Genomic DNA, 12,180 nt, shown 5'->3' on the forward strand with positions numbered 1-12,180 from the left:
GTGCTGATCGGTCTGCCTCCGGAATCCCGCGACGACGAGCCGCGCGGGGCGCGTGCGCATTTTCTGCAGGTATTCCTGTCCCAACGTTCGCAGATGGAAGCGCTGGTGAACCGGCGCGTCGGTTGCCGGGCGACGGCGGCGGATCTGGTGCAGGATCTGTTTCTGCGTTTCTGGCGTCGGCCGCTGGTGCAGGTCGAAGAGCTCAGCACCTACCTGTTGCGCTGTGCCGGCAACATCGCCATCGACCATCTGCGCAGCGAAGGTGCGAGGGTGCGCGTCAACGAAGGCTGGCAACCCGACGCGCCGGACAGCCACGGCAGCGAGCCGCAAGCCGCGCTCGAAGCCGGCAATGATCTGCGCCATGTCGAAGCGGCCTTGCGTGCCTTGCCCGAGCGCACCCGGCAGATCTTTTTGCTCAATCGCATCCACGGCCGCAAGTACGCGGAAATCGCCAAAGCCATGGGCCTGTCCCAAAGCGCCGTGGAAAAACATATGATGCGCGCCCTTGAGGCCTGCAAGGCCAGCCTGCGCGAACCCGCGCCACGCACGCCATGGAAAGCACCGTGAAGCATATCGACCGCGTCAACCCGACGCCCGCTCAGGAACAGGCCGCTTTTGCATGGCTGAGCCTGTTGCATGACCGGCCGAGTGCTGGCGATCAACTCACCTTCAGCCACTGGCTGCGCGCCGACCCGGCCCACGCTGAGGCTTACGCACAGGCGCAAGTGGTCTGGGAGTTGAGCGAAGGGCCGGCGCGAACCCTGGCCGATGAGGGGGCCTTGGCGTTGCAGGGTTACCTCGATGCGATGGATCGTCCGCGTCGTCCACAGGTTCTGCGCTGGTCCGGCGCGCTGGCGATGGCAGCGTGTCTGCTATTGATGGTCAGCCTCGGTACGGGTTGGCAGCCGCAGCGCTGGATCGATGATCTCGGCGCCGATTATGTGTCGGCACCCGGCGAGATCCGCACCGTGACTCTGGCCGATCAATCGCAAGTGACACTGGATGCCGACAGCGCTATCGCGGTGGATTTCAGGCGGGGCGAGCGTCATGTGCAGTTGCGTCGCGGCGCCGGTTTTTTCAGTGTTATCCACACAGGCGAGCCTTTCGTAGTCGAGGCCGAGAAGGGCCAGGCGCGGGTGCTCGGCACGCAATTCGAAGTGCGTCTTCAAGACCATGGCGCGCAGGTTACGGTGTTGTCCGGGCGCGTTGGCGTGACGGCGGATCGCGATGGCGAACAGCAGATTCTCACGGCCAGTCAGCAAGTGGCTTACGGCGATGGCGCGGCGCAAAAACTCCACACCGTCGACAGCGAGGCACAATTGGCGTGGCGTCAGGGCTGGCTGACTTATTACAAGTCGACGCTGGCGGATGTGGTGCAGGATCTTCGTCGGTACTACCCGGGACGAATTGTTTTGCTCAACGATGAGCTGGCAGCACGCAAGGTCAGCGGCAGTTTTCCGAGCAAGGATCCGCAGGCTGTGCTGAGTTCGTTGCAAGGGGTGATGGGGTTTGAGCAGCATCAGGTGCTGGGGCAACTGATCATCCTGCGGTGAGAGCACTGGTGCCATCGCGAGCAGGCTCACTCCTACACTTGAAATGCGTCCCCCGTAGGAATGAGCCTGCTCGCGATAGCTTCATTTCAGACACCGCAAAAATATTTTCAAAATTGTGGTGAGGTAAACCCGACCCCCATCCGTGTAGTGACTGAAACTGCGAGTCATTCGCATCCGTTGCGGTTCTACACAGGTCATTGAGCAATGAAGTCCAGGGCAAAATCGGGTTCGGTCAAACAGTGGTTGGGCGCTCAAGCGTTGAGTTTTTCTGCATTGGCGTTGCTGCCGATGAGCGTGGCGCTCGCCGCTGAAGCCGTCAGCAGCCAGGCGCAAAAGCAGTTCAGTTTCTCCCTGGCCGCCAAACCACTGCCGCAAGCCTTGAGCGACTTCAGTCGCGTCACCGGGCAAAGCGTGGTCTACACCGATGAAGCGCCGTATGGTCTCACCGCGCCGGCGGTCAACGGTCAGATGAGTGCCGAGCAAGCGCTGCAACGTCTGCTCACAGGTTCCGGCCTGAGCTTCCGTCGCACTGACAGTCACACCCTGGCGCTGGAGCCGCAACCTACCGAAGGTGCACTGAACCTTGGCGCCACCACCATCACCTCGATGCGTGACGAGTCCATGAGTTACCAGCCGCCGCAAACCAGCTCGGTGATGCGCTCATCGGCCTCGCTTCAGGAAATCCCGCAGACCGTCAATATCATTCCCGCACAAGTGATCCGCGATCAGGCGCCGCGCAACCTCGACGACGCGCTGGCCAATGTCAGTGGTATCACTCAGGGCAACACCTTGGGCAGCACGCAGGATTCGGTGATGACCCGCGGCTTCGGCGATAACCGCAACGGCTCGATCATGCGCGACGGCATGCCGATCGTGCAGGGCCGTGGCATGAACGCCACAGTGGATCGCGTCGAAGTGCTCAAAGGCCCGGCGTCTTTGCTCTACGGAATTCAGGACCCGGGCGGGGTGGTCAACCTCGTCAGCAAGAAGCCCGAACTTGAGCAATACAACGCGCTGACCCTGCGCGGCTCGACCTATGGCGAAGGCAAGAACGGCAGTGGCGGCACCTTCGACAGCACGGGGGCGCTGGGTGAATCCGGGTTCGCTTATCGCCTGGTGCTCGATCACGAAGACGAAGATTACTGGCGCAACTACGGCACCCATCGCGAAACACTGATCGCCCCTTCGTTGGCATGGTTCGGCGAACGCACCAAGCTGTCGTTCGGCTACGAGCATCGCGAGTTCCTCACGCCATTTGATCGCGGCACCGTGATTGATCCACGCACCAACCACCCGCTGAACATCTCGCGCAAGGAACGTCTCGACGAGCCGTTCAACGACATGGAAGGGCGATCGGATCTGTATCACTTCGAGGCCGATCACGAACTCAATGATGACTGGAAGGCTCACTTCGGCTACAGCTGGAACCGCGAAACCTACGACGCCAGCCAGGTACGCATCACGGCCATCGACACCAATAAAGGCACGCTGACCCGCAGCATGGACGGCACCCACGGCGCGATCAGCACCGACCGTTTCACCACCGCCAGCCTCGAAGGCAAAGTCAACGTGTTGGGCATGCAGCATGACCTGGTGATGGGCATTGATGACGAGTACCGCAAGATCTACCGCGCCGACCTGATCCGCCAGAAAAGCCTGACGACGTTCAGCTACACCAACCCGGTGTACGGCCGGGAAGTCGAGGGCACCACAGTCAGCCCGGCGGACAGTGCTCAGACCGATTTGCTACGCAGCGATTCGGTATTTCTGCAGGACTCGATCCACCTCAACGAACAGTGGATTCTGGTCGCCGGCGGACGCTTTCAGGAGTACGACCAGTACGCCGGCAAAGGCGTGCCATTCAAGGCCAACACCGACAGCAATGGCCAGAAATGGGTGCCGCGCGCCGGTCTGGTGTATCGCTACACCGACGAGCTGTCGTTCTATGGCAGCTACACCGAATCGTTCAAACCCAACTCGACCATCGCCCCGCTGAGCGGCAGCAGCACTGTGCTCGACGGCAGTATTGCGCCGGAAGAAGCCAAGTCGTGGGAGCTGGGTGCGCGGCTGGATATGCCGGGGCGCATCACCGGTAATGTCGCGCTGTTCGACATCAAGAAACGCAACGTGCTGGTCGCCAACTCCGAAGGCCCGACGACGATTTACAGCGCCGCCGGCGAAGTGCGTTCGCGCGGTCTGGAAGTGGACATGACCGGTCAACTCAGCGACCGCTGGAGCATGATCGGCAGCTACGCCTACACCGATGCCGAAGTCACTGAAGATCCGACCTACAAGGGCAAGCGCCTGCAAAACGTGGCGAAAAACAGCGGCTCATTGACGGCGGTCTATGACTTCGGCAGCGTGTTCGGCGGCGATCAACTGCGCGTGGGGGCGGGGGCGAGGTATGTCGGCGAGCGTGCGGGGAATGCGGTGAATGATTTCGACCTGCCGAGCTACACCGTGGCCGATGCCTTCGCTACTTACGACACCAAAGTCGAAGGGCAGAAGGTCAAGTTTCAGCTCAATGTGAAGAACCTGTTTGATCGCACGTATTACACCTCGGCGGCGAGTCGGTTCTTTGTTTCGATGGGAGATTCGCGGCAGGTTTCGTTGTCCAGCACCCTGGAGTTCTGATCCGCAACCGCGTCATCGTTCATCGCTGGCAAGCCAGCTCCCACAAGGTTCTGGGTCGAGCACATATTTCTTGAGCGACTGAAGACTTTGTGGGAGCTGGCTTGCCAGCGAAGAGGCCCTGACAGACAGCGAAAATCACTGATCTAACGCAAAAACGCCTGCCGATATTCGCCGGGCGTCCCCCCCAACACCTGCTTGAAGCGATTGGTGAAATGACTCGCACTGGCAAACCCGCACGCCAGTGCAATCTCTCCCAGCGGCAACGCCGTCCCGCGCAACAACTCCCGCGCCCGGCTCAAACGTCGTGCCAGCACATACTGATGCGGCGGCAGGCCGAAGCTCACGCGAAACATCCGCGCAAAGTGGTATTCCGACAACGCACACAACCCGGCCAATTGCCCGAGGCTGATCGGCTCGGCCAACTGTGCGTCGATGAATTCCACCAATTGCCGACGCTGGTGCGGCGCCAGTCCGCCTTTCAAACGTAAACCCTGCCGGGCACCAACCTGACTGAGCAAGGTATGACTGATCAATTCATGGGCAAGGCTGCTGGTCAGCAAACGCTCGGCGGGTTCGTCCCAATTCAGCGTCAGCAACTGACGAAAGCGTTGTGCCTGTTGCGGGTCTTCAAGAAAGGTCTGCTCACGCAACTGCATCTCTCGCGGCTCGCGATCGAGCAGCGTGACGCAACCGAGGGCAAACTGTTCGGCGCTGAAATACAGGTGGGCCAAGCGAATATCGCCGTTGATGACCCAACCCGATTCGTGATCCGCCGGCAGGATGCACAACTTGTCCGGCCCGCCCTTGTGGCCCGGCCGACCGCGCCGAAAAGTACCGGTGCCGCCAGCGATGTAGCACGAGAGCGTGTGATGGCTCGGCGCTTCGTATTCCTGAGCATCGTGATGATTGGTCCAAAGAGCCGCAGACAAGCCGTCACCGAGCTCGGCGCTGTGCACAAGGCGTGCGTTCGGCGAGCGGTTAAGTGCTTGAAAGACTTGCAGCGTATCGATGGCGGCCATGATCGGTTCTCTTCAACGCCTTGCATCCTACTCCGTAGCCCCGGCGCTGCCAGCCTGCCGGGCGACAAAAGCGCAAGTTTATGCAAGCGCCTGCCGCCTGCCGAAGCAGACACTCAAGGCCAGTCAAGGAGTGTTCGTCATGAATCTGTCGTTGTATCTGTTGACCGTGCTGATCTGGGGCACCACCTGGATTGCCCTGAAATGGCAGCTGGGCGTGGTGGCGATTCCGGTGTCGATCGTCTATCGCTTCGGCCTCGCGGCGCTGGTGCTGTTCGTTTTGCTGTTGCTCAGCCGTCGCTTGCAACCGATGAACCGGCGCGGCCATTTGATCTGCGTGGCTCAGGGCTTGTGCCTTTTTTGCGTCAACTTCATGTGCTTTCTCACCGCCAGTCAGTGGGTTCCCAGTGGTCTGGTGGCAGTGGTGTTTTCCACCGCAACTTTGTGGAACGCCCTCAATGCGCGGGTGTTCTTCGGCCAGCGGATAGCCCGCAATGTGCTGATGGGTGGGGCGCTGGGCTTGTTCGGGCTGGGCATGTTGTTTTGGCCAGAGCTGGCCGGTCATCACGCCAGTGCGCAAACCTTGCTTGGCCTTGGCTTGGCCCTGTGCGGCACCTTGTGTTTCTCGGCGGGCAATATGCTCTCGAGCCTGCAACAGAAGGCTGGTCTCAAGCCGCTGACCACCAACGCCTGGGGCATGGCCTACGGCGCGGCGATGCTGTCGGTTTGGTGTGTGATCAAAGGCATTCCGTTCGACATGGACTGGTCGCCGCGTTACGTCGGTGCGCTGCTGTATCTGGTGATTCCGGGCTCGGTGATCGGTTTCACTGCGTACCTGACATTGGTCGGGCGCATGGGGCCGGAACGTGCGGCTTACTGCACGGTGCTGTTCCCAGTGGTGGCGCTGAACGTCTCGGCGTTTGCCGAGGGTTACCAGTGGACAGCTCCGGCGCTGGTCGGTCTGGTATTGGTGATGCTGGGTAACGTGCTGGTGTTTCGTAAACCGAAAGCGGTGGCGCCGCCGGTACTGGGAAAGTTGGCTTGAAATAAACGAGCGCTGAACTTCAGCGCTCGACTTTTAATGTGATGTAAATCATTACCGGGAATATGAAATCAACGATGTGGCGTGCCCAGTCCTTGGCATTCCATGATTGAGAAGTGTCCATGTCAAACCATTCCACACCCACGGTTTGCAGGCAAACGTAATAAATGAATATTGCCGCCAGTATGCCCATGATCGAGAACTTTTTCGCCTCGTGGAATATCTCTGCGGCGGCGTTGATGTTGCGAAATAGTTGATAGGTGCCTATCAGGCACAGCACCGTATAAGTGACTTCCATCGTGATGATGAACCAATAGATCCGATGATGAATCATCGGCGATTCAATGGCTCGGTACTTTATGGTTTCACTGGCGGTGGTGGTGTCCATGCTCAGGATATGGGCCACGTAAGTGTAGTTTGAGTCATAGTCGGTGAAATTATGGATCATTACCAGCAGCCCAAAGAAGCTGATGTAAGCCATCAATATAACTTTGCTGTAGCGAATAAGTTTGTCGGTTGTCAGGGTGTTCAAGGTTTTGGCTCTCCGTAGCGCTTGCCGGTCATTCGACAGTCGGGGAGGAGCTTATAACGCTGTTGTTTAATTTGGTTTGTTGTTCAATTTCAAGTTGTGTATGGCGATAACTAACGGGCAAGTGCGATGTTGCACTTGCCCGTATTTTTTTATCCGCGCCAGACTTGCGGGTTGACCAAGTCCTGCGGGCGTTCGCCGAGCAGCGCGCTGCGCAGGTTGGCGAGGGCGCGATTGGCCATGGCTTCGCGAGTTTCATGGGTGGCCGAGCCGATGTGCGGCAGGGTCACGGCGTTTTTCAACTGGAACAGCGGCGACTCGGCCAGCGGTTCTTTCTCGTAAACGTCCAGGCCGGCGCCCCGGATGCGGTTGTTTTGCAGGGCTTCGATCAGCGCGGGTTCATCGACCACCGGGCCGCGGGAGATGTTGACCAGAATCGCGCTTGGCTTCATCAGGGCCAGTTCGCGCTGGCTGATGAGGTGACGGGTTTTGTCGCTGAGTGGTACCACCAGGCAGACAAAATCGGCTTCGGCGAGCAGTTGGTCGAGGCTGCGAAATTGCGCACCGAGTTCTTGTTCGAGTTCCGTTTTCCGGCTGTTGCCGCTGTAGATAATCGGCATGTTGAAACCGAACCGGCCACGGCGGGCGACGGCGGCACCGATGTTGCCCATGCCGACGATGCCGAGGGTTTTGCCATGCACGTCACAGCCGAACAGCGGGGCGCCGACGCTTGCCTGCCATTGGCCGGCCTTGGTCCAGGCGTCGAGTTCGGCGACGCGGCGGGCGCTGCTCATGATCAGGGTGAAGGCCAGGTCGGCGGTGCTTTCGGTGAGCACGTCCGGGGTGTTGGTGAGCATGATCCCGCGTTCGTTGAAGTAGTCGAGGTCGTAGTTGTCGTAGCCGACCGACACACTTGAGACCACTTCCAGTTTGGTGGCGGTTTCGAGTTGGGCTTTGCCGAGTTTGCGGCCGACGCCGATCAGGCCGTGGGCGTTGGGCAGGGCTTCGTTGAATTGGGCGTTGATGTCGCCGTTTTTTGGGTTGGGGACGATGACGTCGAACTCTTGTTGCAGGCGTTCGATCATTGGGGGGGTGATGCGGCTGAAGGCCAGGACAGTTTTTTTCATCGTTTTTGGCTCTTGTTCGGGCTTGATGCCAAGCAAGCTAACATTTCTGTTTTGGGTTGTCTTGGCGGCCTCTGGGCCGACCATGTTCTTGGGGGGGTTGGGTGTATATCCGTTGCTTGGGGTGTTGCTGATTAGGGTTCCGCCCTTACGGCGGGTCACTTTTTCCAAACGCCGAAAAAGTAACCAAAAAGGCTTGCTCCTACGTACGGCCCGCTCGCTGGGGCTCGGGGTTCCTTCGCTCCGGGATCGATCCGGGCGCAGCGTCTACGGTTTGCTTCGCTGCACCTCCTCTCGCTGTGTTTGGCTTCGCCAAACGGTCGCTGCGCTCCCACCCCCGGATCAATCCCTCCGCTCAGCCTTCCGATGTCGCCCGTGGATCAAGATCAAGAGCGGTAGCCGAGCTTGCGCTCATCCTGTTGAGTGGGGCGGCATTCGCCGCGTGCGGGTTGAATTGGTCACTTCTGTAGGAGCTGCCGCAGGCTGCGATCTTTTGATCTTGCTGTTGTTTTGCTGTGGGCGGTCTGACAGCCGACCGGTCTTTGGCGGGTGTGCTCATTTCAACTGTGGGAGCTGGCTTGCCAGCGATGGCGGCCTGATAGCCGACCGATTTTTAGCAGGTTGCATGCGATTCAAATTGTAGGAGTGAGCCTGCTCGCGATGACGGTGTGTCAGGCACCAACGATGTTGAATGTGAGCCTGCAATCGCGAGCAGGCTCACTCCTACAAGGGGTTAGCTGTGTGGCGGGGATTGGGGGATTTCGTGGTTATCCAGTACGCGATTCACGGCCAGTTCCGCGAGCATGATGATTTGCTGGATCGCCAGAATGACACGGCGCTGTGGCAAGTCGACGTAGGCGGCGATATCGCTGCTCATGAGGCTGGCTTGCGCCAGTGATTCGCAGGCGTGGACGAGGAGGCTTTCGTTGTCTTGGCCCGGTGCGACCTGGAACATGGTGCTGGGTTTGTGGAAGCGCAACGTCAACTCGTTGGGTTTGAAGTAGTGGTCGAGCGCTCGCTCGGCGGCTTCGTGGAATTTCTTTGAACCGGAAGATTCGTAGGGTGAGGTGTTATCCGCTTCGGGCGGATTGGGTGTTGGCTTTTTCATGACAAAGATCCTTTAGATGGAAATGGAGCTGCCATGTTTCGTTTTCCAGGCGAAAGGGGTGGCAGCTGTACGCGGACTGGAAAAACCGGCAAAGGATCAAACCCGGCAGACCCGAAGGTCTCCCACGTACAGCCGCCATAACTCAAACACCGGCGCTGAAAAAGCGCGGCATTATGTCATGTGCTGTGATCCTGCGGGTTTTCCAGACCCGGTCGCTGATTCGTCAGCGACCCCCAAACCCTATCCACCGCACTTCCGACGAGCAACCTGCAAAACACGTCGGAAATATCCGCGAAATCCCCTGAATGTAGGAGCTGCCGTAGGCTGCGATCTTTTGATTTTTAAACATCAAGGTCAAAAGATCGCAGCCTGCGGCAGCTCCTACAGGAGGCGCGTTTTGTTTAACGTCAGTTGGCGACGCGGGCGCCGGCGAGGCTGCCGCTGAGTTCGTAGGCGGCCAGTTCTGCCTGGTGTGCCGCGAGGATTTCCGGCAGCGAGCCGCGCAGGTATTCGACCCACGTCTTGATCTTTGCATCAAGGTATTGCCGCGATGGGTAGATCGCGTACAGGTTCAGTTCCTGCGAGCGGTAGTTGGGCATCACGCGCACCAGCGTGCCGTTGCGCAAGCCTTCGATGGCCGCGTACACCGGCAACACGCCGACGCCCATGCCGCTGGTGATCGCGGTTTTCATCGCGTCTGCCGAGTTCACCAGAAATGGCGAGCTGTTGATGGTGACCATTTCCTGGCCTTCCGGGCCATCGAACGCCCATTTTTCCAGCGGGATCACCGGGCTGACGAGGCGCAGGCAGGCGTGGTTGAGCAGGTCGCTGGGCTTTTGTGCGCAGCCGTTGGCTTTCACGTAGGCCGGCGAGGCGCAGACGATGCTGTAAGTGATGCCCAGGCGTTGCGAGACGAAACCGGAGTCCGGCAGTTCGCGGGCCAGCACGATGGAGACGTCGTAGCCTTCATCGAGCAGGTCCGGCACGCGGTTGGCCATGGTCAGGTCGAAGGTCACGTCCGGGTGGGTCTTGCGGTAGCGGGCGATGGCATCGATGACGAAGTGCTGGCCGATGCCGGTCATGGTGTGCACTTTCAACTGCCCGGCGGGGCGGGCGTGGGCTTCGCTGGCCTCGGCCTCGGCTTCTTCGACGTAGGCGAGGATCTGTTCGCAGCGCAGCAGATAGCGCTTGCCGGCTTCGGTCAGGGCGATGCGCCGTGTCGTGCGGTTAAGCAGTCGGGTTTGCAGATGGGCTTCCAGGTTGGAGACCGCGCGCGAGACGTTGGCGGTGGTGGTGTCGAGCTGCACGGCGGCGGCGGTGAAGCTGCCGGCTTCGGCCACGCAACTGAAGGCGCGCATGTTTTGCAAAGTGTCCATGGGGTGCTCTCAAGGGAGATGGCAAATTGTGACACGAAGTTTCGGAGGCTGAGACCCCCGACCAAGGGATTATCTCGTTAACGGTAACAAAGATTCACAGGATTCCCAGCTTATCGCCGTTCAGGCTGCCCCATAGAATTGCGCCGTTCCCTGTAGGAGCTGCCAGGCTGCGATCTTTTGATTTTGTTTTAAGGGAATCACGATCAAAAGATCGTCCGATCGCGGCCCGAGCCTGCGGCAGCTCCTACACAGGTCCTCGATCTACCCCTCTCTCAGGAATTCGCAGCTGTGCCGCGTCGCATCAACAGAGCGCTTTTGCCGCTCAGTGTTCTGGCTTTTTCCCTGGCTCTCAGCGGCTGCATCGGTACCGGAGGAATTGCCCCGCAGGGCACGGCGTTGGAGGCCAATGCACTGGCCACCGACGACGCCATCGCCGACGCCGCCCGTGACGCCAATTGGCCCACCGCACAGTGGTGGCAAGCCTACGGCGACCCGCAACTGAACCGCTGGATCGACTTCGCCGTGCAAGGCAGCCCGAGCATGGCCATGGCCGCCGCACGAGTGCGTCAGGCCAAGGCGATGGCTGGCGTCGCCGAAGCTGCCGAGTCGCTGCAGGTCAATGGCGAGTCGACCCTCAAGCGCCACAACTGGCCGACCGATCAGTTTTACGGTCCTGGCGAATTGGCCAACACCACCACCTGGGACAACAACGCCGCACTGGGTTTCAGCTACGCGCTTGACCTTTGGGGACGCGAAAGCAATGCCAGTGAACGCGCGGTGGATCTGGCGCACATGAGCGCTGCTGAAGCGCGGCAGGCGCAGCTCGAATTGCAGAACAACCTCGTGCGCGCCTACATCGAGCTGTCGCTGCACTACGCCCAGCGCGACATCGTTGCCGCGACGCTCAAACAGCAACAGCAGATTCTCGACTTGGCGCAGAAACGCCTGGACGGCGGGATCGGCACGCATTTCGAAGTCAGCCAGGCGCAAACGCCGTTGCCGGAAACTCATCGGCAAATCGATGCGCTGGACGAAGAGATCGCCCTGAGCCGCAACCAGATCGCCGCACTGGCCGGCAAAGGTCCGGGCGCGGGCGCGCAGTTGCAGCGTCCGACGCTGTCGCTTGGCGCGGCGCTGAAGTTGCCGTCGGCACTGCCCGCCGAACTGCTCGGCCAGCGCCCTGATGTGGTCGCCAGTCGCTGGCAAGTGGCGGCGCAGGCGCGCGGGATAGATGTGGCGCACGCCGGTTTCTATCCCAACGTTGATCTGGTCGGCAGCCTCGGTTACATGGCCACCGGCGGCGGTGCGCTGGAGTTTTTGACCGGCAAGAAACTCAACTACAACGTCGGGCCGGCGATCTCGCTGCCGATCTTCGATGGCGGGCGATTGCGGGCCGAGTTGGGCGAAGCGTCGGCCGGTTACGACATCGCCGTGGCGCACTACAACCAGACGCTGATCAACGCACTGAAGAACATCTCCGACCAGTTGATCCGTCGCGAATCGATGGACAAGCAGCAAGGCTTCGCCGCCGAGTCCGTGGCCACGGCGCAGAAGACCTACGACATCGCGATGATTGCCTATCAACGCGGCCTCACCGATTACCTCAACGTGCTCAATGCGCAGACGCTGTTGTTCAAGCAGCAGCAAGTGCAGCAGCAGGTGCAGGCGGCGCGGTTGACTGCGCATGCCGAGTTGGTGACAGCTCTGGGTGGCGGACTTGGCGCCGGCAATGACGTGCCGACTGCCGAGCAAACCCAAGCCCCGAAAACTCCGGCCCTTTTGCGGTGAACAAACAACT

General features: G+C 60.1%; 10 protein-coding genes. 5 read left to right on the top strand and 5 right to left on the bottom strand.

The features are described from left to right. The 3 genes from PSH79_RS04785 to PSH79_RS04795 all read left to right on the top strand — a co-directional run bounded on the left by PSH79_RS04785 (position 1) and on the right by PSH79_RS04795 (position 4,187). Complete coding sequence (locus tag PSH79_RS04785; RefSeq protein ID WP_305441493.1) at positions 1-567, top strand: RNA polymerase sigma factor; 567 nt, start codon at positions 1-3, stop codon at positions 565-567. After that, a complete protein-coding gene (locus tag PSH79_RS04790) occupies positions 564-1,553 on the top strand; it encodes a FecR domain-containing protein (protein ID WP_305441494.1) in 990 nt (329 codons plus the stop codon). Before PSH79_RS04785 ends, PSH79_RS04790 begins: the two co-directional genes overlap by 4 nt. Before the next feature lie 204 nt (positions 1,554-1,757). Continuing rightward, entirely contained in the window at positions 1,758-4,187 is a 2,430-nt protein-coding gene (locus PSH79_RS04795) for a TonB-dependent receptor (protein ID WP_305441495.1), read from the top strand. A gap of 143 nt (positions 4,188-4,330) precedes the next feature. On the opposite strand, the gene PSH79_RS04800 is transcribed toward PSH79_RS04795, so the two are convergent. Beyond that, positions 4,331-5,206: an AraC family transcriptional regulator gene (locus tag PSH79_RS04800; RefSeq protein ID WP_305441496.1), complete on the bottom strand. Its 876-nt coding sequence runs from the start codon at positions 5,204-5,206 to the stop codon at positions 4,331-4,333. 139 nt (positions 5,207-5,345) lie between these two features. On the opposite strand from PSH79_RS04800, the gene PSH79_RS04805 reads away from it, so the two are divergent. Beyond that, entirely contained in the window at positions 5,346-6,248 is a 903-nt protein-coding gene (locus PSH79_RS04805) for a DMT family transporter (RefSeq protein ID WP_305441497.1), read from the top strand. 19 nt (positions 6,249-6,267) lie between these two features. Here the strand turns inward: PSH79_RS04805 and PSH79_RS04810 are convergent, their stop codons facing one another. The 4 genes from PSH79_RS04810 to PSH79_RS04825 form a co-directional block, all read right to left on the bottom strand. Further along, positions 6,268-6,777, bottom strand: coding sequence for a DUF2165 family protein (locus PSH79_RS04810; RefSeq protein WP_305441498.1), 510 nt, complete (start codon positions 6,775-6,777; stop codon positions 6,268-6,270). Between the two features lie 149 nt (positions 6,778-6,926). Next, positions 6,927-7,901 (bottom strand): D-glycerate dehydrogenase, encoded by a 975-nt coding sequence (locus PSH79_RS04815; protein ID WP_305441499.1) that lies wholly within the window; start codon positions 7,899-7,901, stop codon positions 6,927-6,929. Positions 7,902-8,631: 730 nt separating this feature from the next. Then, positions 8,632-9,006 (bottom strand): DUF6124 family protein, encoded by a 375-nt coding sequence (locus PSH79_RS04820; protein ID WP_305441500.1) that lies wholly within the window; start codon positions 9,004-9,006, stop codon positions 8,632-8,634. 407 nt (positions 9,007-9,413) lie between these two features. Then, positions 9,414-10,382 (bottom strand): LysR family transcriptional regulator, encoded by a 969-nt coding sequence (locus PSH79_RS04825; protein ID WP_103305180.1) that lies wholly within the window; start codon positions 10,380-10,382, stop codon positions 9,414-9,416. Between the two features lie 288 nt (positions 10,383-10,670). On the opposite strand from PSH79_RS04825, the gene PSH79_RS04830 reads away from it, so the two are divergent. Continuing rightward, positions 10,671-12,170 (top strand): efflux transporter outer membrane subunit, encoded by a 1,500-nt coding sequence (locus PSH79_RS04830; RefSeq protein ID WP_305441502.1) that lies wholly within the window; start codon positions 10,671-10,673, stop codon positions 12,168-12,170. Positions 12,171-12,180 lie beyond the last annotated feature (10 nt).

Source organism: Pseudomonas sp. FP2196 (assembly GCF_030687715.1).
Lineage (GTDB): Bacteria > Pseudomonadota > Gammaproteobacteria > Pseudomonadales > Pseudomonadaceae > Aquipseudomonas.